Source organism: Halocatena halophila (assembly GCA_027563145.1).
Classification (GTDB): domain Archaea; phylum Halobacteriota; class Halobacteria; order Halobacteriales; family Haloarculaceae; genus Halocatena; species Halocatena halophila.
Genome location: CP071307.1, coordinates 1 through 21,562 on the forward strand (window position 1 = coordinate 1; position 21,562 = coordinate 21,562).

Consider the following 21,562-nt stretch of genomic DNA (forward strand, 5'->3'; position numbering starts at 1 on the left):
CATGAGCCAAAAGACCACACCGGAACAACGGACTGAGACCAATCGGGTCGAGGATGTAGCACAGCGAATGATCCAGCGACCACAATCCGTGTATCGCATTCTGTTTTACGTTGCGACTGGGTTCTTCCTGCTCGTTGCCCTCTTTCCGATCTATTGGCTCACGATCTTGGCCCTTACACCGAGCGAGCAGATAACGAATCTCGGTCTGTTCCCGAACGGGTTCAATCCAGGAGCATTCATACGAGTGTTCGAACTGGTACCGTTCCACCTGTACATGCTGAATAGTGTCCTGCTCGCTACGATGGCAACGGTCATCGTGTTATTAGTTGGGAGTCTTGCTGGCTACGCGTTTGGTCGGTTCGACTTTCCAGGACGGGCAGGTATACTTCTGGGAGTGCTGGTGATTTCGTATTTCCCATCAGTCACGTTTTTCATCCCACTCTTCCAGTTATTCACCGGGAACGTGTCTTTATTGGGGGTTTCGTCGCCAGAGTTATTCAACACAGCAGGAGCCGTTACGCTCCCACTCAGTGCACTGACGTTACCACTGGCGATTTACTTCCTGGCAACGTTCTATCGACAGATCCCGGACGGCCTGGAGGACGCGGCAAGAGTCGAAGGATCGACTCGAATCGGCGCATTATTCAAGGTGATCATGCCACTTTCGGCCCCCGGCGTCGCAACGATTGCCGTGGTGACATTCATTATCACCTACAACGAGTTCTTTTTCTCGTATCTGATGGTTGAGGGAATGGCGAATCACTGGGCCCCAATCGTTCACGGGCTGTTTCGGTTTCAGAGCACCCGACACGTATTCTATAATCTCATAGCGGCAGCGAGTATCGTTGGTGTAATTCCGATGGCTATATTAGTAGCAATAGCACAAAACAAGATCGTCAGTGGATTAACAAGCGGAGCTCTCAAAGAGTAAATCAATAATAAGGTGTATAAAAATGGGTAATGTTCAACTCACGAACGTAACGAAACGATACAGCGACGTCGTGGCCGTCGACGGAATGGACCTCGATGTCGAGGATGGAGAGTTCATGACGTTTGTCGGTCCCTCTGGATGTGGGAAATCGACCACGCTTGAGATGGTGGCAGGACTCACCAGGCCGAGCAACGGCACGATTGAAATCGACGGAAAAGATGTGACCGACCTTCCACCGAAGGACCGAGGTATCGCGATGGTCTTTCAGAATATCGCGTTATTCCCGCACATGGACGTCTATGATAACATCAGCTATGGACTCAATGTGCGTAACGTCGGCAAAGAAAAAAAGGATCGGCAAGTCGATCGGGTGGCCGAAATCCTTCAGCTCGATGGGATGTTAGAGCGGATGCCAAGCGAGCTTTCGGGGGGACAACGCCAGCGCGTTGGGATCGGACGTGCGATCGTTCGTAATCCTGATGTCTTCTTGATGGACGAACCACTCGCAAATCTCGATGCAAAACTCCGTATGCACATGCGGACTGAACTACAACGTATCCAGCGGGACCTTGCTGTCACGACGATTTATGTCACTCACGATCAAGAGGAGGCGATGACCATGTCGGACCGCATCGCCGTGATCAATGATGGTGAACTGCAACAGGTTGCACCGCCGCTTGAGTGCTATAACAAGCCATCCAACGTCTTCGTTGCTGGCTTTATTGGCAGTCCATCAATGAACTTTATCAACGGAACGATCAGTAATGAAGCGTTCATTACCGAGGCGTTCTCTATCGACATCAGCTCATCCAGTATTCGTAATATGGACGACAACGACGCGGTGATAGTTGGGATCCGCCCGGAAGACGTTACCCTTGCTGACGCGGCTGGGAAACCCACTATGAGCCGACCGATCACTGCGACTGTCGACGTTCTTGAACCGATCGGTGAACAGATCCTTGTCTATCTCAGGACCGAACACGACGACAGCGACGTAACGATAGAGCCTTCAGATGCCAACGAAGCGGTCAATCGAAATGTGTCGGATGAATTATTGATGAGTGTTGATCCTGATAGCGATATCACAGAGGAACAGGAAGTGGATATCGTATTCGATAGACGAAATCTCCACTTCTTTGATGCGAGGTCGGGCAACGCAATCCACCATGGACTTGCTCCTGCTGGGGATACGACTGCCGAAACTAGATAATGGTGACCCTCGATACGCTCCGATCTCAGGCGTATACGGGCCCAAACCGGTGCTGGCCATGCACTATATTCAACATCATCGTACTGGGATTCGTCACTGCTTCGATTGGGTACGTACTGGGACCGCTTGTCGCCGTTCCTCTGGCGGTCGTGGGGGGAGCAGTCGTCTGGCTTCGTGGCTATCTTTTCCCCGGAACGCCGTATTTCGGGTCCTACATTGCAGCACGCCTTCCACTCGACGTGTTTCACCCCGAGAGGCCGATCTCCACCCCGGATCCGATTACAACTACCAACGACATCGATCCGGCGGCGCTCGTAGATAGCTGCATCAAACATGGCATAGTACGTGAGTGTGATGGTCAAATCGGTCTCGCTCGGGCGTTCCGCGAACAATGGCGACGAGAGATCCGCACCGTTCGTGGATTCTCAGATGATGCGCTGACGTCGAATCTGGAAGCCGTCATTCCGTGGGTCAAGGAGAGTGAATTCATCGAACACCAGGGGAGTTCGTGGATCGTTCTCTCTGCTGAGGGCCAACGAGTCGAAAAAGAATCGTGGCTAACGGTCGTTATAGCAACAGCTGAACTGGCGGCAGTACGTGCCCTTCGAAACTACGCTCCCGACATGGATCACAGGCGACGAATCGTCGCTGTTCCTTCGCTCCGATCGTTCCTAGAGCGTTGTCCAATGTGCGAAACACCAATCGAAAAAACGTCGGTAGACTCGTGTTGTGGTAGTCCACAACGCATCGATACAGAATCAGAACACGTTCTTGCCTGTCCGGAATGCGACGAAATCATCGCAGATACAGCACAAATGAATGAAAGGCGGGTCTCTAGCGGTGAATGATGGTGAAATTAACAGATAATGGTCAATAAGAGTTATTACAAATCTAATGAAAGTTGTATGTGAGTAGTATACCGTGACATATCGAGTCATTCAGATCGGAACCGGTGGACAGGGTGAGCGCTGGTGTTCTACGTACCTGCCGCCGAACGTTGCGGATGGATCGATCGAGGTCGTTGCCGCGGTCGATGTCGATTCCGAACAGCACGAGAACGCCCAGAAGCACTTACAGCTGGATGAAAACCAGTGTTATACGGACGTGGAAACGGCGTTCGAAGCGCACGAGGCGGATCTCTGTACCGTTGTCGTTCCTCCCTGGATTCACGAAGAGATCGTCGACGTGGCACTCGAACACGACGTACATATCCTCTCGGAGAAGCCGATTGCCGATACCCTCGAAGCGTCCGTACGGATCGCGAAGAAAGTCGAACGAGCAGGCGTGAAGATGGGAGTAACGATGAGCCATCGGTTTGACCGGGACAAGACGACGTTCCGCCGGTACCTCCGTTCTGGAGATCCCGGTTCCATCGATTACCTCGTCGGTCGCTTCACGTGTAATGCCCGGTCGTACGGTACCTGGGGCGCGTTCCGTCACGAGATGGCTGATGTCCTCCTGATCGAAGGTGCCGTTCACCAGCTTGACTTCATTGCAGACATGGCCGACAGCCTCTGTGACACGATTTATGCTGATACCTGGTTACCCGAGTGGGCAGAATATGAGGGCGACGTGCAGGCTCTCGTCCAGATGCGCTTCGAAGACGGGACGCGAGCGACGTGGGAGGGTGCAAAGGCCAATGCAGTCACATTGAACGGCTGGGGCAGCGATTACCTCCGGGCAGAATGTCGCAATGAAACAGTAGTGCTTGATGATCGCACGATCATACGTCATCCCTATAATCCGGACATGGAGACTGTCAGCGGTTGCGATAAGGGCGCTGGTGAGACGGTTCCACTCGATGCGCAGGATAAATGGGGTAACACGTGGCTTGTCGAACAATTTATCGAGTGGCTCGATGGGGGAGCGAAAATGGCGACGAATGTTCAGGATAATCTTCAATCGATAGCACTAATTGAGGCAGCCAGACAGAGTAGCCAGACTAACGAACCGGTCGCGGTTCAACGACTACTTACAGAGGCACTAAATACTGTCGACAGTTGACTATAAAATATGTTGGTGTGAATCGGTCGGGACTGCTACGCTGACCGAAAGGTGGTCCTGATTCGCCTCATCGTTGGTCGATACAGCCGTGGTTGCCAGCCTGTGGCTCCAGTCTCGTTGTGCCCGGTCTCGTGGTTCTGATGGATAATCACGCTCGAATCGAGTTCTTTGACCATATCGATGCAACATACAGTCGTCTGAGGTACGGCTGTAACTCCCAGAATACTGCTACCGGAATCGACGCCTACTCGGTGTGATGAAGGCGAACTGTCGGAAGGATCCGCTACTGTCCTGTGCTATTAGTCCCTCCACTCGCTGGAGGATCATATGATAATGTAAATGGCCGCAATCTGTTCTCTCTTTGATGATATGGTGGCTATGTCAGTAACGGATCCAAACGCGCCGTATTTTGAACCATTGCTGAACACTCGGACGTTTACTGACTTGCCTGCGGTGGTTCAAGCACAACGAACACGTGGATTGGAAACCTGACACCACCCTTGCTGTGGAGGAATCCGTTCATTCTGTATCCACTAGAGCTGTTGTTTCATGGTTGCCATGTCTCCCAAAATCTGCCACGATACGGCACTGCCAGAACCCACAGTCAACGATCTGGAATCTGCGAAGCTACTGAATGCTCTCGACTTTCTATGACTGTTTTCGGCCACTCGAATTTCGCTCTCGTGAACGGACTGTGATTAAGAACCGATGGTTGGTCTTCTCCCGTGATAGTACTCTGATGTTACATACGTATTGCTGTAATTATCAGATTATTTATATAAATATTCGTTTTTTGTTCATGGTTGATGGATGGTGGCTGTATCGAAGGAGTTCTCTATGGTGCTTGCACTAGCATCGAACTAATCGGACGAGTGGATGAACGTCTAGCACGGTTCCTATCGGTAAAACTCTCAACAAATATTTCATTTCTTTAGAAACTATTATATAGTGTGAATATACCATATTATACGGCCACAAAGAGGTTTGCGAGCACAGTACACGACAGGAATGGTTCCGACACGGCGATCACCGCGACGCGAGTCGGGTAGGCGTCGATCGTGGTCAGATCGTTATAGCCACGAATTGTGGCTTATCGCCGGTGGCGAGAGCCATCGATCCCAAACCTGTGACACACAACAGCACTCGACGACGGACACATAACACATGAAGTTCACACGACGCAATGTATTACGGAAGGTATCGGCACTTTCAGTATTGCCCCTCGGCACGAGCGGTCTCGCGGCGGCAGCGGATTGTAGCGAAATCTCCCAGTGGCAGTCTGACGTTTCCTATACGGATGGCGATCGGGTCGTCTACAACGACGCCCTCTGGGAGGCTGAGTGGTGGACTCGGGCCAACGAACCCGACACCGAAGACAGCGTCTGGCAACAGATCGGCGACTGTGATGGTAACGACGGTGGCGATGGTAACGAGTCTCCAACGGCATCGTTCACTCTCTCACCTTCTTCGCCAAATCCAGAGCAGCAAGTGTCGTTCGACGCTTCGGGATCATCGGATGCCGATGGTGCTATCAGCAGCTATGAGTGGGATTTCACGGACAACGGAGCCGTCGACGCCACTGGCCAGTCAGTTACTCATAGCTACGATTCCCCCGGCGAGTACACCGTGACGTTGACCGTCACCGACGACACGGGTGCCACTGCGTCGAGTTCCACTATCATCACCGTTCAAACCGATGGTGGCGGTGGTGGAACCCCCAGCGATTCAGTGTTTGCGCCTTACGATCACATGACGACGAAGTCAGAAACCACCCTCGTCGATCATTATCAGCAAGCCGGTAACGACGCCGTGACGACAGCATTCGTCCTCTCGGACGGCAATGGCAATGCGGCCTGGGACGGCAGCCCAGACATGCGCGTCGGGGAGGCCGGCCTGGGGTCAGAAATTCAGGCGTACCAGGACCAGGGCGGCACTGTTATCATCTCCTTTGGTGGTGCGGTTGGAACGATGATCGCACAGGATACGACCGATATCGCCTCAATCAAAACAGAGTACCAGAGTGTCATCGACACCTACGGCGTCACACATCTCGATTTCGACATTGAATCCGTCGATGAGGCTGCTGTCGACCGGCGCAATCAGGCGCTCGCCGAACTCCAAGCAGAAAATCCAGCGGTGAAGATTTCCTACACCTTGCGCTGTCGGACAACCGGTCTTACCAACCATGGACAGTACATCGTCGAGAACGCAAAGACCCACGGCGTCGATCTCGAATTCATTAATGTAATGACAATGAACTATGGGTGGGTTCCACCGAATGCGAGTACGGTCAAGGACTCGGCCAACGGTACTCACTCGGATCTGACGTCGATCTTCCCGAATAAATCTGCCACAGAGATCTGGAACATGGTCGGTCTCACGCCGATGATTGGTGTCAACAACGTGGGTGGCAGCCACGAATTGTCGGACGCACAGGAAGTTGCGTCGTTCGTCCAGAACAAGGGCATCGGTCTCGTTTCGTTCTGGTCGCTTGACCGAGACAATGGCGGTTGTCCGGACGGTTCCGTCTCAGCTACGTGTAGTGGGATCTCACAGGATCCGTACGCGTTCTCACAAATTTACAACCAGGTTCAGTAGCCCACGAGTGTGGATCTTCCCGGAACTCATAGAATCAGCGTCGTCCCATCGCTTGAACGGCGCACGATAGAGAACTGTTCGGCTGTCACAGCGGCCATCGATAACGCAACGAACATCTCGCAACGGATTCGTATTGGGTGTATTCGAACAGATGTTCTTGAAGCATATCACCGAAAGGGCGATGTTTCTTTTGCTACCAGTTGTGAGATAGCGCTCGTCGGAGTCTGGCTTGCTTGACGTTTCTAGCTCTCGAGAATAACCATGTCATCTAATGTCGGTGGTCGCCCTACTCGTGAGTGAGCATGTCCAGTAAGAGAATTCTGATGATCGTCGGCGATTACGGTGAGGACTACGAAATTATGGTGCCATTCCAGACGCTCGAAGCTGTCGGCCACGATGTTCATGCTGTCTGTCCCGAAAAGGACGGCGGTGAAACCGTCAAAACCGCGATTCACGACTTTCGCGGCGATCAGACGTATCTCGAAGAGCGCGGGCACGACTTCGAATTAACCCACGGATTCGACAATGTAGATCCGACGGACTACGACGCTCTGGTCGTTCCTGGTGGTCGTGCGCCGGAGTATCTCCGCGGATATGATGCAGTGCTTGAGGCCGTCCAGCATTTCTTCAGCACTGATAAGCCGGTCGCAACGCTCTGTCACGGGCCTCAGATCCTTGCAGCTGCGGGTGTTCTCGAGGGATACGAGATGACGTCCTACCCAGCTGTTCAGCCTGAGGTCGAAGCTGCTGGATGTACCTGGGTCGACGAAGTTACAACCGACCGTAATCTCGTGACAGCACAGGCCTGGCCTGATCACTCGGAGTGGCTCGCCCAGTTCATCGATCTCCTCGGAACAAAGATCGAGCACGGGTCAGTTGACACTGCAACGGACAGTTGAGTACTGATACGGAAAATCGACCATTTTCTTGAGGTAGTAGACATGCGTCACCGTGCGCCGAAGTACATACCTACTCAGGTCTTGATTTGCCTGTCTAAAAATGTATTCCTGTAAAATTTTACCCGGTATGGATGCCTATTGAAAATGACTTTCATGTACCCGAAATTGAGTAGTGATCCAATCACATCGGTTGTCTGTGATTGTGCCGAATCGACCACGGGCCAGTTAAAGAGTTACACATAGATGTTTGTCACTAAAACTCACGACCAGTATCGATTTATTACACAGCCCGACTATGCCATCCTCGTCGGACAGCTAGCGAGACACTGGGGAAACGAAGCATTTGATCAACCTACATCCCGTCATTCGTTTATTATCGCAGCTGAACACCACGATTTTGGATGGATCGGGTACGATCTCCGTCCACATATTATAAATGATAGCATCGAGAGACTGGATGGAACTGGTCCAGCACAGGAAGATTTGACTGAATTTTATGAACGGGGTGTTACTGACGTGGCAGAGATCGACCCGTATGCCGGTCTGCTGGCAGCGATGCATGCTGCTGGTTTGTGCCGACAAAATTATGGGATCTGGACGGAAACAACGAGCACATCGGCGGATCCTGGCTTTGAGGCATTCGTTGCAGAACTGGAACGCTTTCAACGGAAACTTCTGTCCAAACTCGAAGCAACCTCGCGATATGCCGAGCAAATTGGCGAACGTGACAGAGATCTCCTGGCGACACTCCACGAGCATGGTGTTCCGGATGATATGAACAATAGCAGCCAACTGTGGAAACATTATCTCTTGCTCGAGTTTTTGGACGATCTATCAGTGCACTTGTGTACTAACCAAACACTTGATTCGAGGACAGTCGGACCCCTGGTCAATTCGACGGATGATAGTATTTTTTCCGAGTTTGAGGAATCAGATCCAGCAACGATCCGGCTTGACCCGTATCCATTCGATACCGCACCGCTTTCTGTGTTCGTAGCCGCCCGTACTGTTCCAACTAGTTTCGATTCAGAGGCTGATCTTATCAAGGCATACTATCAGGCCGAGCGATATTCTGTCGAATTCATATTTCATCGCTGAGCACGGGATGACGATAACGATTTCTTTACATCGTTGAAGAAGAGCACCAGGATGGGCCAATCAATTTGTTCTCCTTGTGTTTGCTTGCTCAGGGAGCGAGAGAATTTTTCTAAAAGTTTTAAATTAGAATTTTTAATTTAATTGATAGCATTATGGGTAATTTCTGCGGAATCATCGGTCCTACCACCATCGCACGGGCCAGCACGATCGTCGTGGACTACGCCGTGCTGGCTGCTATCGTCGGAATAGACCTATCTCTACCGGCTCAGCTGGTAGCGTGTTCGCACTCGCGGTCAGATCGAGCGGCGCGTCAGTCAGAGACTCGATCGTGAACTCCTGGGCAAGGGTCGCTACGACGAGCCGGGCTTCCATCCTTGCAAAGCGCATCCCGATACAGTGGCGCGGACCGCCGCCGAAGGGATAGTAAGCGTACTCCGGGCGGTCGTCGTCTCCTCCCCAGCGTTCGGGCCGGAATTCGAGCGGATCGTCGTACCATCGCTCGTCGCGATGGACGATCCACTGTGGAAGCGACACAACCGTTCCTTCTGGGATGGTGTAGCCGCCAATCTCGATGTCCACGGTCGGCTCGCGGAACGTTGTCCAAACCGGCGGATAGAGGCGCATCGCTTCCGTGACGACCTGCTCGGTGTAGTCCAGTTTGGGGAGGTCGGCCGCTGTCGGGGGGCTATCGTCAAGCACCGCGTCGAGTTCGGCATGTAGTCGCTCCTGAATATCAGGATGGTGGCCGAGCAAGAACCACGTGTATGTGAGCGCAAGCGCGGTCGTCTCGTGGCCAGCAAAGAGGAAGGTTGCCATGTTGTCCCGGAGAGTGTTGTCGTCCATCCCACCTGCGTCGGTGGCCCCAACGAGTAAGGAGAGGAGATCCTCATCGAGTTCGTCGGCCGCTCTGCGCTCGGCGATGAGTTCGTCGATGAATGCTCGAAACGAGGATAGCGAGTGCTTGTACTGCCGGTTCACCCGCGTCGGGAGCCACTCGGGCAGGTATGCGCCAAGCCGAGAGGTGTCGAAGCGCTTGCGCGCAGCGGTGGCCGCCGCCCGAACTGGTGATTGGCGTCCCCGAACGTCGATCCCGAACAGCGCCTGGGCGAGCACCGAGAGCGTGAGCTCGGTCATTGCATCGTGGACCTTGATGGTTTCCGCGTCGTCCCATTCGGTCATCATGGCCTCGGCGTGAGAAACCGCGACCGGCGCGTACGCCTCGATACGATCTCGGTAGAAAGCTGGTTGGGCGGTGGTCCGCTGGTCACGCCAGTCGTCATACTCGGCGAGCAACATCCCCTCACCGAACGCCGAGCCGATCTGGCGTTGTTGCATCTCGCCTTTGACGAATCGTGGTGCGTCGGTCACGAGCACCTGTGCAACGTAATCGGGGTTCGTAAGCAGGTATGCGGTGTCACCTGCGGCGCGGTAGCGAGCCACGTCGCCATCGTACTCCTGTGCTAGTCGCTCGTAGAAGCTAAAGACGTCGCGCATGAGTGCGAACGTGTTGCCAATCACGGGAAGCCCGTCCGGTCCCGGTGGCTCGCGTCCGGATCCTGTGGACTCGATGTTCCCATCGCCAGTCGTCGAGGGAGTTTCCGTCGCCATAGTCGAGAATTGAATGCCCTGCGTCAATGGTGTTCAGTCGCATCTACTAGTGCCTTTATTAGCGAAGCGACAATACTCGATCATGAAGTACCTCCGTCTGAACCTTCGGTACGCGCCGGCAGCCCAGCATCCGATGCACCGCTTCATGAGCGAGAGCGACGCCATCGACCGAGAACTGCTTGTGGCGTGGAATCTCACCGCTGAGACAGACATCACGTATGCTCTGTTTTACGTGGTTGGCGACCGCGAGTCGTACGAAACAGCACTCGAAGCTGTCGATACCAACGAGAGCTACGATCTCACTCCCGTGCATGACGGGACCTTCTATGCCTATCTTCGCGAGCGCGACACTGATCGGTTCCGTCGCTTCCGTGCGGCATTCGAGCAGCCGTCGTTGATGGCGGTTCCGCCGTTGGACTACCGCTCGAACGGCATGCTAACGTTCGATGTCGTCGGCGAACCCGCGTCGCTTGAAGCCGTACTCGATCAACTCCCCAAAGGAATTTCGGCAGAAATCCGTGAAGTTGGCGAGTACGATGCTCGTCCCGGGATATTTACCACGACTCTCACAGCACGCCAGCGCGAGGCGCTGGCTGCGGCGAGCAACGTCGGGTACTACGAGGTGCCACGCGAGGGTAGTGTCGCAGACGTGGCCGAGGCCCTGGGCTGTGCGCCAAGTACTGCCTCGAACCATCTCAGAAAGGCCGAAGCACGGCTGGTCGAACATACGGTCGGATAGTTGCTATTCACGCTTGCCGACCATGTCGAACGCAGTGAGCTTGGATGTAATGGATCCTCCCGAGCAGTGATCGCTTTTGGTGCACCACAGTATGAACGGATGTGTCACCCGTATGATGGCCATATCGCAAAAATGTGCTCGGAAATGTCAACAAGTGGTGACTTTCGGTCAGGAACTCAGTCCAAGTGCAGCCGCGATGTCGAGCAACCCGGCACCCTGTTCGTTACTGGCCAATCCGATATCTTCTGCAGTGTCTGTGAGCTGTTGGCGAGCCTCCGTATTCGAATAGCCCTGTGCCATCAGCTGACCACCAGCACCAGCGACGTGCGGGCACGACATTGAAGTACCACTGAGCGTTTCATATCCTCCGTTGGTGTATGTCGAATAAATGTCTGTGCCAGGCGCTGCCAGTTCGACTTCGGATCCTGTCGATGAATACGAAGCGAGGCCGTCGGTGTCGTTCGTTGCGCTTACCGCAATGCACTCCGGTTCCGCTGCTGGATATCCCACACAGTCTGTACATGGTCCGCTGTTTCCAGCGGCAGCGACGAGTAGTACTCCCTTCCCGTATGCGTACTCACAGGCATCCTCGACCACTGCTGATTTGCTACCACCCAGACTGAGGCTTCCAACGTCCCAGCCCTGGTCGGCCACGTATTCGATGCCTGCTGCGACATCTGAGTACGATCCACTGCCACGTTTGTCCAACACTTTGACGGCGTGCAGAGTTGCCTCCGTGCTCACGCCAACGACACCCTCGGTGTTATCGACTGCGTCAGCCGTGCCAGCACAGTGGGTCCCGTGGCCATTGTCGTCGTCCCAGTCGTACGCACATCTGCCCTTACAGCCGACCATAGCGACGCCTGAACCCAGATTCGACTGGAGGTCTGGATGGTCACTATCGATACCGCTGTCGATGATGGCGATGTCTGCTCCGCTTCCAGTGTAGCCGCTATCGTGAGCAACGTCTGCGTCAACGCGGTCGATTCCCCACGGGGTCGACTGGGAAAACGCGTGCAGCCGACCGTTCGGCTCGATATAGCGGACATCAGGACGTTGCTGTAAGCCATTGAGTGCCTGCTTTGGGACTCGGAGCGTTACGGCATCGAATGAAAAGTCTCGAACTTTCGCTGTGGCAGCTCGTTCAGCTGCGACACGCCCTGCAGTGTTTTTGAATCCGATGTTTACTTCTACCTCGGCGGTTGGACGAGCAGTGGCGAGCCCACCTGCTGTCACAAGTGCTGTGGTCCCCCCGATTGTCTGGAGTAGCTGTCTCCTCGTTAGTTCTCTGTTGGCCATTCGCATACCCAATCCAAACATATTATTGAATTATATTATACTTATTGGATAATATATTACAGTATTGGTAAATAGACATGATTGGATATTATCATCTGGTTATAGGTATGGGGATAGCCATTGATGGCTATGCGGAGACTGCTGGCCAAACCCATATCATCGTTCACGGATTTTGGTGCAACCCCAGTGACAATCGACACGACGGAAGCGAGCCTTGAGACTGCGACGGCGGTAGGGTCCCGTAACAGGGCACGATATCGGGATTGCTGAGCGAAAATAGCCACACATTCGAGCCGTGCTGGCACTGATTCCTACTGATGCTGGTTGAGGTATTTTCCGGCCGACCAGCCCCAGATGTTATCATCTAGCCAGTGGACTCCCCACCATGTGTAGCCGTCTTTGTGCACCGGACCGTTCATAATCTCACCGGCCGTTCCTGGTGTCATCGTTTTCAGTACGCGTGAGTTTGTGCCTGGGCGATGGCGAGTGTTCAGATTGACCGATGGGGCCACTCGATCTCCATCACTGAACTGTTGGCCCGAACTCCCGGTGTCGTCGCTACTGCCCCCGCCGGTTCCACCCCCGCCATCACTTGACTTGAGATACTTCCCAGCCGACCACCCATGAACGCCGCTGTTGTTCCATTGGATCTTCCACCATGTGTACCCACCTTTCTGGATAGGGCCATCGGTGATCTCACCGGTCGCTCCGGGAGACATTGTTTTCAGTATGCGTGAGTTTGTGCCGGGGCGGTTTCGAGTGTTCAGATTGACCGTCGTGGCCACTTGCTCTCCATCACTGAACTGCTGGCCAGAACTTCCGGAATCGTCGCTACTGTCATCGGTGCTCTCGTCACTGCCATCGTTGTTGCCACTATCATCACCTCTGACGAGTGCCATGAATTTTTCCCAGTCCCACGTGGAACCTGGGTCAGTGTGGTCGTTCGGGCCACAGTCCGCTTCTGGGACCTGGTGATGGCCGATGATACCGCCACCGGCGGTCGCATCACACGGTGCAACGCCCGATGGGCGGCGTTTCGGGATATTATACTGCTCACACAGGGTACGGACGATTGCGGCAGACTTCTGGTACATCGCATCGGTGAACGTCGTTTTCCCGACGTGACCCTCGTGTTCGATTCCGATTGAGTGAGTATTGTAGTTTTGCCCACCTGCGTGCCACGCGACGTCCTTGTGGCGAACCATCTGGGTTGTGTGACCATCGGCGTTGCGAATCACGTAGTGAGCGCTTACGTTCGAATTAGGATTCTTGAGCCAGCTAATCGATCCCGAGTAGCTCCCCTCCGTGACGTGGATCACGATCCAGTTGATCTTTTGTGCACCACGAGACGCACTCGTGTAATTGCTCGAATGCGCGGGATCCCACGCGTCTGCATCACTACTCGCATTGTCCCCGCCGCCACCGCTGCCATCACTGGACTTGAGATACTTCCCGGCCGACCAGCCGTGGACAGTACTGTTCCACTGGACTTTCCACCACGTATAGCCGTCTGCTTGAGTGGGTCCAGCTGTGATCTCTCCGACTGTTCCGGGTGTTACGGTATCACGGACGGACGAATCAGTACCGGGGTTAGTTCGGGTGTTCAGATCAGCGGTCGATGCAACTTGATCACCATTGCTGAACCGACTACCAGATTCATCGTTGTCATCGCTGGGTTTGAGATACTTCTCGGCCGACCAGCCGTGGACAGTACTGTTCCACTGGACTTTCCACCACGTATAGCCATCTGCCTGCGTTGGCCCGGCTGTGACCTCTCCGACTGTTCCGGGTGTTACGGTATCACGGACGGACGAATCAGTACCAGGGTTAGTTCGGGTGTTCAGATCGGCGGTCGATGCAACTTGATCACCATTGCTGAACCGACCACCAGATTCATCGCTGTCATCGTCTTCGGTGTCGCTCGGTTCGTCTTTGGAGGGGAAAGCTGCCGCCTGATACATCTCCTGGACAATGCGTTCTGAGAGCGCATCCATATATCCTGAGTGGTCGTCTCCAGCCTGGGACGTTACGTCGTGCTCTGTGTAGTTTGACGGTGGTGTGTTACCGCTCTCAATGCCGGACTCCCCGAGTGCCTGGTCGGACTCACCGACATTGAACCACGTCAGGGCGTCGTCCTCCCAGCTGTGGTAGTTGAATGTGTGTCCAACTTCGTGAACGAACGCTTTGTGCGATGTTGGATGCTCAGGAGTTGGCGTCTCGTTGTCGATTGCGGCAGCAAGCATACTGACGGTGTTGATTTTGTACCCTTTGCTCTGCCAAGTCGGGCTTTCCCGAAGCGTCCGAAGTGCATACGTGACAACACGCGCCCCGAGCGAATGGCTGATTAGTCGGAGGACGCCATTCGGACAGGACTGTCGATACTGCAAGAGGAATCGGGCCAACTTTGGCCCGTTCTTTTCAGCAGCCGTTTGTGCCGGGTTGAAGGATGTAAAATTCGTTCCCCCGATATCGGAGTCCCAACTGAACCCAACTACTTTGCCATTGTATCCAGCCGAGTGCAACTTCTGATTGTAGTGGGCAATCTTGTCCTTGGCCTTGGATTTTGCTTTGGCACCGGTTGCATCTTTCTCCCAGCCGTGAACGACGACGGTGAGTTCTGGGGCACAGCCACGACTGACACCGGGAATAGAGCCACGTGTGTCGTAGTCGGTCTCCGTGTGACCATCTGTTAGCAGGACCTTTTCTCCGGTATACTGTCTCCCGTTCCACGTTTGTTTCTGCGTAAAGTGACCTCGTGTCGAGATAATCGGGATTTTAGGATTTGATTTGCTCGTAACCGCACTTGAAATGGTGGACATTGCAGTCACCGTGAGTCCGGTCTGAAGCAGCTGTCTCCGTTTCATACCGTCTACAGACAATTGAGTGGTATATACTTCTTCTGGGAATAGAATACATATTTGATCATATCAATATGAAATGGGAGTGTTTGATATATCGACGCGGGCTTATCGGTCGGCACAGAGTCCGGCTGCATCGCCGCTTTAGTATGCACAGCAATGTGGAGGAGCCTCCGTTAATGAGATCACTCAGGAGCCATTGACGTGGACGTTGGAGAGGCTGATGGAGGATAATGTGTGATCCAAACTGCCCAGACCGAGGCTGATAGCCAGTCATCTTTTGATCACACTCTTGTATGTGTGATACTATTCTTATTATATATCATATTCATGATTGTGGTGGGTTTTGGAATGTACTCTTTGGCGTAGAGCAGTATCTCTTTGTCAATATAGTCTCTTTGATCGTATGTAGAATGCATTTTAAAGTATACTAATTATTAGTGTTAAGTACACTCATAAACTACTCTAGTCTGTAGTAGATGGGTAACAGCAATACAATGTGGAATCCCGCTTTAGAGACGATGTCACGGGAATATTTCAGGGAGTATCAACTAAATCGGCTTCAAGCGCAAATAAGACATGCAAAAGACAATACTGCATTTTATAAAGAAAAATTATCAGATATTCAGCCAGACAAAATCACGACGATGGAGATGGTGACTACCATTCCAACCACAACGAAATCTGAGCTCCGGGAAGCCCAACATATGGGTGATGGATTGTATGGCAATCTGCTCGCAGATGATACAGAATCAATTATCTCGTATCACCAAACATCTGGAACTACTGGACCCCCGATTCGACAGAGTGATTCGCTACGTGACTGGGAATGGTGGACTGACTGCTGGGCAACCGTACTTTGGGCGCATGGAGTCCGTCCAGACGATCGAGTCTTCTTTCCGTTCTCTTATGGGGTCTTTGTAGCCTTCTGGGCTGCACACTCAGCTGCCAAACGAATCGGAGCCCAGGTTATCCCTGGTGGGGGAATGTCGTCAGTACAGCGTGTAGAAAAAATTGCTGACTTGGATCCGACAGTCGTTGCTATGACGCCAACATACGCATTCCGCCTTGCTGAAGTTGCTGAGCAAGAAGGTATCGACTTACGTGGGTCAGAAGTAGCTATAATTATCTGTGCGGGTGAACCAGGGGCCAGCGTAGCAAGCACGAAGGCAGCGTTAGAAGACCTCTGGGGGGCGGAGGTGTACGATCATGCGGGAGCAACTGAAGCTGGTGCGTGGGGATTCTCTTGTAGTAGTGATGATCTCGGACTGCACGTTAACGAAGCTCGCTTTCTTGTTGAAGTCCTCGGTCCAGATGATGAGCCAGTCTCTCCCGGTGACGTCGGTCGCCTTGTAGTAACACCGCTCAATCGCTATGCACAACCATACGTTCGCTTTGAACTCAACGATCGGGTTCGTCTTTCTGAAAAGAATGGTTGTGATTGTGGCCGGGCATACCGGTTCGTGGATGGGGGTGTCTTAGGCAGGAGAGACGAGTTCAAGACGGTCAATGGAACACTGCTGTCGCCCCGTACTGTCGAAGATATCGTTCATGGGTTTGATACTGTACTGAATGAATTTCACGTGCGGATTGAAGACCATCCGAAAAAAGATCTTGATACCGTCTCTGTAGACGTTGAAGCTGACCAGAACCACGATTATAATAATCAACGCATCAGAAAGCAGCTACGCAAAGAATTGCGAAGGCATACTCATCTTAACTTCACCGTGAACGTGCTTCAATCCGGTACACTAGATAGAAACACGCTCAAAAGCAATCGATTTTCTGATTTACGTCAACGGAGAGCCCAATATAGACAATGATAGAAGAAGAAAATATCCCAAAAATACCTGAAGAAACATTCGAAGAAGTACGAGACCACACAGAAACGATTCGGGAGGAACTCGCACATATCGAACGGCTATCTGAGAGCTGTCAAATTCCAGCGCTTGAGCGTAATACGACGCAACTTCGGAGTGTTCTTCGGACCATGGAATTGCATTTACCACCTCGTTTGGAGGATTCCGAAGAATAAGCTTTCTAGGAGCTTACTACCACAAAGCGCAGCCTTTGAGATTTTGTGCCTGTAGAAGATAGCAAAAAATACGTTAGCGGTGTTTATCACATCCTATCAGTTATCTTTGTATATCTAAATAAATTATAACTGATCTCGGTGGTGTCTATATAACATATGGGAATCATAAATGATGGTGAGACCACACGGGTTGAGGCTTGGATATTGGCAACACGACCTATGACTATCCCGGTAGGGGTCTCCCCCATCCTCATCGGTGCGGGTCTCGCTTTTCACCATGGTATCTTCGTACTTGAGATCGCAGTGGCTTCGCTTGTGGCGAATTTACTCAATCAGCAGGGAACACATTTTGTAAACGACTATTATGATGCCATACGGGGAATTGACACTGATGAACGGGAGGGATTTGTACGTGTTACCCAGTCAGGACTCATTCCCACAGAGAATGTAAAGAGGGGGATACTTGTGATCTACACATTGATCTTTCTAGCGGGAATGTATCCCGTTTACGTTGGTGGGATTCCAATGCTTGTGATGGGGATCGTTCTAGCGGTCGGTGGATTTCTCTATGCAGGTCCTCCCTTGTATTTCGGAGATGTTGGTCTCGGCGATTTTACCATATTCTTTGGATTCGGAGTATTTCCTTCGTGTGCCACATACTACTTGATGGCAGTAGCGAGTTCGGGAGTTGGACCATTTCCTATTGGACTACCACCAGGAACTGTCCCACCCGTAGCTATCATCGCCAGTTTAGCAGCGGCAGGCTTTGCCACTGGCATGATGATAATAAATAATATTCGAGACTGCGAAACTGATGCAAACGCAGGTAAGTGTACGATTCCAGTTCGATTTGGGTATCAATTTACCCGTATCGAATTTATCGTTGTGATCGGAGTAGTGTATCTCGCGCCGATCGCGCTTTGGAGTGTATACGGATTCGAATTGTGGATCCTTCTCCCCGTTCTGTCGCTTCCGTATGCAGCTATCGTCATATATAGTGTACTGACCAACACTGATAGTGCGTTAAATCGCACCCTGATCAGAGAAGGACATCTAACCACGTTTCATTCTATATTATTCACTCTTGGATTGGTTATTCCACAATTAGTTAGGTGAATTATAATATAAATTAGGATAAGTGCGGTAAGAGGGTTGGGGAGTGAGTTTTTCATCCAATCACCATTGTTGGTGGGCAATCGTTTTGTTACTAATTTGTATCAATAGAACTGTGTGGCATCTGGATTTTTGCGAGGACCATACGGTGCGTCGTCGAGCCATTCGCCAGCTCCCTCCCAGTACCTGGACAGTTTCGCAGCGGCAGTCTTCTTGATTTTCGTTGTTAGGCGATTACTCTGGAGGTGCTCAAGGGCTTTTCCAGCGGCATATTTGTTATACTCAGCTGCTTTCTTTCTTCGCGTACCATATCGTTTGATTTCAGCTTCCGCAATCGAAGCAGTCTCTGCAGTAATTGCCACAGTGATGGCCGATGCTGCCTCGTCTGCGTCGGCGATTCCCGAGTTCATTCCTCGTGCGCCAAATGGTGCGAATAAATGAGCGGCTTCACCTGCGAGCAAGATGCGTTGGTGAGCGTCGACAAATGAGTCCGCTGTTACTTGTTTGAACGTATACCGGGAAATCCAGGAAATACGGGATCGGTATCGTTCTCCCAGAATCGTCGCTACCATCTCGCTTGCGACGTCCACATTTTCTACGTTGGACGGGTCATCAGATTGTTTGCATTGGATATCAATCCGCCAACCGCCCGTAAACGGAATAATCAGGACATTTCGTCCGCCGACGTCTGGGTGACTGTAGTGGAATACCCGCTCAACTTCCCGAGGGGTTTCAGGTGTTTCTTCAATATCGATGACAATAAATGAATTTTCCGACGCTTCTCCCTGAAAATCTGCATTGATCCCGTTACGAACTGTCGACCCAGCTCCATCAGCACCGACGAGATACTCTGTTCTCCATACGTCACCATCGACAGTTTGGACGCGAACACCATCTTGCTGTGGTTCTACGTGTTCAACTTCAGAGCTCCAGTGAATGGTTCCACCCTGTAGATTGAATGACTCTCGAAGGAAGGATTCGGTCGTGCTCTGTGGTAGACTCGTAAAATGCGGTAAATTACCAGTCCCTCCTGGATCAGAATACGTGCGGGAAAAAATCTCGTTGCCACGCCAAAGCGTTCGTCTGGTTGGCCATACGAGGCCTTTTTGAGCGATCTTCTGGCCTACTCCGGGATGAATCTGCTCTAGCCGATGAAGCGTTGAGCCATGAATGTATATCGCACGGGTCCCGCTTCGGTTTCGATCCCTCGAATCTGATTCAAGAATGATTGCCTTGATGCCCCGCGCACGAAGGGCAATCCCTGTTGCTAATCCTGTCGGACCAGCACCGACGATGATGACTGGTGCTGATTTGTTACTGGTACTCATTGTAACTGATTGGTGGAGGATAGCTATTGCTCACTCCTCGATGAACTTTTCAAATTTATCCTTTGGAAAGTATTCTACGATGTCCATTATATTGTTCTTTTCGTGGTAGATTGTGTATGTCCGTTTGAGTAGCTTACTGGTGTTTGCGTTAATGAATGATGGAAACTGCTCTTGTGCTGTTATACTATCGAAATCCACGAGTTCGCGGAATGTCTCGAATTGTTCGTTCCAAAACATGGCCCCGATACCAATGTCTTGATCACGGAGAATTGCCTCATATTGAGGATCTAGACTCTGTAAGTCGACCTCAGATGTTGCCCAAACCAATGGGTCAGGATCTAACGCGGATTCTAACGCCACTGTCCGATAGAGTGTGTCTCCACGAATATATCGGGCGAGGATAGTTACTGTGATTGGTTGGCCAGTTAGTGCCTCAAGCATTCGTGTTACAGTCCCATCATGAGTAAGAATTACGCGCTCAATTGGAGAAAACGTATCTTCATCGATACTCATCTGTCGAGTATTGAATGACTGAATTGATTGTTTTGGTACCATGGATCAACAGAATACTCCGTGATACATATATTTACTTTCGTATCTAAATATAGTAGAAAAGCTAAATAGGATCTGAGGCCACCAATTTGTATTTTTACAGAAAGCTAGTTAGAAATATATTCAATTAGAGGTGGCATGGATGGCTCCTAATAATTTGTTATCTGCGAACATGGTCTCTGTATGTTCCCATCCACTCCGATTGAGGAGCGATTTGTATTCATCGACCGTGCGTTCACGGCCATCTGCCCAGACAATCATCTGCATATCGTAGAGCGAACCGAAATGAGCCGGCTCTGAGTTGGGAATTACATGCTCGATCATGATGAGCTGTGCATCATCTGGCGATTGCTCGCGTACTGTGGAAAGTAACTGGATAGCCTGGGTATCACTCCAATCGTGGATGATATGTTTGAGTAGATATATATTAGCATGAGGGATCTCTTCGAACATGTCTCCACAAGCATATGAACAGCGATTAGCGACGCCGAATTCGTTTGCTAGTTGGAGTGTGTCCGCTTTGAGAAGCGGGGACTGGTCGTATACAGTGCCTGTGAGTGATTGATACTCTGAGAGAAGCATACATAGCAGATGACCGTGACCACCACCAATATCACAGGCGTGACCTTCTTCTGCGATGGGAGAGGAAGATAACAACTCACGAATTTCGGTGGCGTGTAGTCGTGAGTAACTTCTCATTCCATCATTCACCATCATCGCAGTTTCGAGGTTTGATGCCAGGTAATCAAAGAGTGGCTGTCCAAACTCACGAACAAATGCATTTTGCTCACCATCCGCTATCAGTTCAGGGAGATGTTTCCAGAGGTCGTTACTTAATTCACTGGTTTCAAATAGAAAATAATCTTTAATCGTTTCTGGGTGGTCTTCGGAGAGATATTCACCTGTCGCCGTCAGTGAATACCCCGCTTCAGATTCCTTTATTACCCCTAGCGTTACTAGTGACCGGAGCAGGCGATTACCGTGATCGGGATCAATATCCAACGCTTTCGTTATCTCGCTGCTATCTCTCGGCTCTGTTCCAACTGCTTCGAATACACCAACCCTGATTCCTACGCCGAGAATTCGTCCACGTGTAAGTCCAAATACTATATCTCGAATGTCTTCTTTTGCAGATTTCATATGTTTGTATTGCTATCTACTTCCAAATAATATGGTATCGATGGCATTTAATCACCTTTCTACAATACACTAGATCAGTGTTATATATGATATAGCTATCTATCTTCGTCTATTCCAATTACCTTATGTTAATATTTATATTGTACAAAG

Annotated in this window: 16 protein-coding genes; 10 read left to right on the top strand and 6 right to left on the bottom strand. The window is 51.5% G+C overall.

What is annotated here, in order from left to right; translation table 11 throughout:
- Position 1 precedes the first annotated feature (1 nt).
- From JXQ78_RS14170 to JXQ78_RS14200, 7 genes are all read left to right on the top strand, one after another.
- Positions 2-931 carry a carbohydrate ABC transporter permease gene (locus JXQ78_RS14170; RefSeq protein WP_407934066.1) on the top strand — a complete coding sequence of 310 codons (930 nt, stop codon included), beginning with the start codon at positions 2-4 and terminating at the stop codon, positions 929-931.
- Positions 932-953: 22 nt separating this feature from the next.
- Positions 954-2,141 (top strand): ABC transporter ATP-binding protein, encoded by a 1,188-nt coding sequence (locus JXQ78_RS14175; protein ID WP_330633178.1) that lies wholly within the window; start codon positions 954-956, stop codon positions 2,139-2,141.
- Positions 2,141-2,989: a hypothetical protein gene (locus tag JXQ78_RS14180; RefSeq protein ID WP_330633179.1), complete on the top strand. Its 849-nt coding sequence runs from the start codon at positions 2,141-2,143 to the stop codon at positions 2,987-2,989. Before JXQ78_RS14175 ends, JXQ78_RS14180 begins: the two co-directional genes overlap by 1 nt.
- Positions 2,990-3,062: 73 nt before the next feature.
- The gene (locus tag JXQ78_RS14185) at positions 3,063-4,145 is read left to right on the top strand and encodes a Gfo/Idh/MocA family protein (protein WP_330633180.1); all 1,083 of its coding nucleotides are present in this window, start codon (positions 3,063-3,065) and stop codon (positions 4,143-4,145) included.
- A 1,164-nt stretch (positions 4,146-5,309) separates the two neighbouring features.
- Positions 5,310-6,743, top strand: coding sequence for a PKD domain-containing protein (locus JXQ78_RS14190; protein ID WP_330633181.1), 1,434 nt, complete (start codon positions 5,310-5,312; stop codon positions 6,741-6,743).
- A gap of 302 nt (positions 6,744-7,045) precedes the next feature.
- The gene (locus JXQ78_RS14195) at positions 7,046-7,642 is read left to right on the top strand and encodes a DJ-1/PfpI family protein (protein WP_330633182.1); all 597 of its coding nucleotides are present in this window, start codon (positions 7,046-7,048) and stop codon (positions 7,640-7,642) included.
- Positions 7,643-7,885: 243 nt separating this feature from the next.
- Positions 7,886-8,740 (top strand): DUF3891 family protein, encoded by an 855-nt coding sequence (locus JXQ78_RS14200; protein WP_330633183.1) that lies wholly within the window; start codon positions 7,886-7,888, stop codon positions 8,738-8,740.
- Positions 8,741-8,974: 234 nt separating this feature from the next.
- On the opposite strand, the gene JXQ78_RS14205 is transcribed toward JXQ78_RS14200, so the two are convergent.
- Entirely contained in the window at positions 8,975-10,348 is a 1,374-nt protein-coding gene (locus tag JXQ78_RS14205) for a cytochrome P450 (RefSeq protein ID WP_330633184.1), read from the bottom strand.
- 82 nt (positions 10,349-10,430) lie between these two features.
- Between JXQ78_RS14205 and JXQ78_RS14210 the strand changes: the two genes are divergently transcribed.
- Positions 10,431-11,087, top strand: coding sequence for a helix-turn-helix domain-containing protein (locus tag JXQ78_RS14210; RefSeq protein WP_330633185.1), 657 nt, complete (start codon positions 10,431-10,433; stop codon positions 11,085-11,087).
- A gap of 168 nt (positions 11,088-11,255) precedes the next feature.
- Here JXQ78_RS14210 and JXQ78_RS14215 read toward each other — a convergent pair whose 3' ends face one another.
- A complete protein-coding gene (locus tag JXQ78_RS14215) occupies positions 11,256-12,392 on the bottom strand; it encodes a S8 family peptidase (protein WP_330633186.1) in 1,137 nt (378 codons plus the stop codon).
- Between the two features lie 305 nt (positions 12,393-12,697).
- On the bottom strand, positions 12,698-15,250 hold the full coding sequence (locus tag JXQ78_RS14220) for an N-acetylmuramoyl-L-alanine amidase (RefSeq protein ID WP_330633187.1): 2,553 nt from the start codon (positions 15,248-15,250) through the stop codon (positions 12,698-12,700).
- 473 nt (positions 15,251-15,723) lie between these two features.
- On the opposite strand from JXQ78_RS14220, the gene JXQ78_RS14225 reads away from it, so the two are divergent.
- Positions 15,724-17,067, top strand: coding sequence for a phenylacetate--CoA ligase family protein (locus JXQ78_RS14225; RefSeq protein ID WP_330633188.1), 1,344 nt, complete (start codon positions 15,724-15,726; stop codon positions 17,065-17,067).
- Between the two features lie 368 nt (positions 17,068-17,435).
- The gene (menA, locus tag JXQ78_RS14230) at positions 17,436-18,395 is read left to right on the top strand and encodes a 1,4-dihydroxy-2-naphthoate octaprenyltransferase (RefSeq protein WP_330633189.1); all 960 of its coding nucleotides are present in this window, start codon (positions 17,436-17,438) and stop codon (positions 18,393-18,395) included.
- 101 nt (positions 18,396-18,496) lie between these two features.
- Here the strand turns inward: menA and JXQ78_RS14235 are convergent, their stop codons facing one another.
- From JXQ78_RS14235 to JXQ78_RS14245, 3 genes are all read right to left on the bottom strand, one after another.
- Positions 18,497-19,720 (bottom strand): FAD-dependent monooxygenase, encoded by a 1,224-nt coding sequence (locus tag JXQ78_RS14235; protein ID WP_330633190.1) that lies wholly within the window; start codon positions 19,718-19,720, stop codon positions 18,497-18,499.
- Positions 19,721-19,750: 30 nt separating this feature from the next.
- Positions 19,751-20,233, bottom strand: a complete 483-nt coding sequence (locus tag JXQ78_RS14240; protein WP_330633191.1) for a chorismate--pyruvate lyase family protein — start codon at positions 20,231-20,233, stop codon at positions 19,751-19,753.
- A 162-nt stretch (positions 20,234-20,395) separates the two neighbouring features.
- Positions 20,396-21,412 carry a methyltransferase gene (locus JXQ78_RS14245; RefSeq protein ID WP_330633192.1) on the bottom strand — a complete coding sequence of 339 codons (1,017 nt, stop codon included), beginning with the start codon at positions 21,410-21,412 and terminating at the stop codon, positions 20,396-20,398.
- Between the last annotated feature and the right edge of the window lie 150 nt (positions 21,413-21,562).

What these genes read in the sequence shown, in the direction of transcription:
- JXQ78_RS14170 (WP_407934066.1), top strand. Translation starts at nt 2, where the DNA reads ATGAGCCAAAAGACCACACCGGAACAACGGACTGAGACCAATCGGGTC.
- JXQ78_RS14175 (WP_330633178.1), top strand. Translation starts at nt 954, where the DNA reads ATGGGTAATGTTCAACTCACGAACGTAACGAAACGATACAGCGACGTC.
- JXQ78_RS14180 (WP_330633179.1), top strand. Translation starts at nt 2,141, where the DNA reads ATGGTGACCCTCGATACGCTCCGATCTCAGGCGTATACGGGCCCAAAC.
- JXQ78_RS14190 (WP_330633181.1), top strand. Translation starts at nt 5,310, where the DNA reads ATGAAGTTCACACGACGCAATGTATTACGGAAGGTATCGGCACTTTCA.
- JXQ78_RS14195 (WP_330633182.1), top strand. Translation starts at nt 7,046, where the DNA reads ATGTCCAGTAAGAGAATTCTGATGATCGTCGGCGATTACGGTGAGGAC.
- JXQ78_RS14200 (WP_330633183.1), top strand. Translation starts at nt 7,886, where the DNA reads ATGTTTGTCACTAAAACTCACGACCAGTATCGATTTATTACACAGCCC.
- JXQ78_RS14205 (WP_330633184.1), bottom strand. Translation starts at nt 10,348, where the DNA reads ATGGCGACGGAAACTCCCTCGACGACTGGCGATGGGAACATCGAGTCC.
- JXQ78_RS14210 (WP_330633185.1), top strand. Translation starts at nt 10,431, where the DNA reads ATGAAGTACCTCCGTCTGAACCTTCGGTACGCGCCGGCAGCCCAGCAT.
- JXQ78_RS14215 (WP_330633186.1), bottom strand. Translation starts at nt 12,392, where the DNA reads ATGCGAATGGCCAACAGAGAACTAACGAGGAGACAGCTACTCCAGACA.
- JXQ78_RS14220 (WP_330633187.1), bottom strand. Translation starts at nt 15,250, where the DNA reads ATGAAACGGAGACAGCTGCTTCAGACCGGACTCACGGTGACTGCAATG.
- JXQ78_RS14225 (WP_330633188.1), top strand. Translation starts at nt 15,724, where the DNA reads ATGGGTAACAGCAATACAATGTGGAATCCCGCTTTAGAGACGATGTCA.
- menA (WP_330633189.1), top strand. Translation starts at nt 17,436, where the DNA reads ATGGGAATCATAAATGATGGTGAGACCACACGGGTTGAGGCTTGGATA.
- JXQ78_RS14235 (WP_330633190.1), bottom strand. Translation starts at nt 19,720, where the DNA reads ATGAGTACCAGTAACAAATCAGCACCAGTCATCATCGTCGGTGCTGGT.
- JXQ78_RS14240 (WP_330633191.1), bottom strand. Translation starts at nt 20,233, where the DNA reads ATGAGTATCGATGAAGATACGTTTTCTCCAATTGAGCGCGTAATTCTT.
- JXQ78_RS14245 (WP_330633192.1), bottom strand. Translation starts at nt 21,412, where the DNA reads ATGAAATCTGCAAAAGAAGACATTCGAGATATAGTATTTGGACTTACA.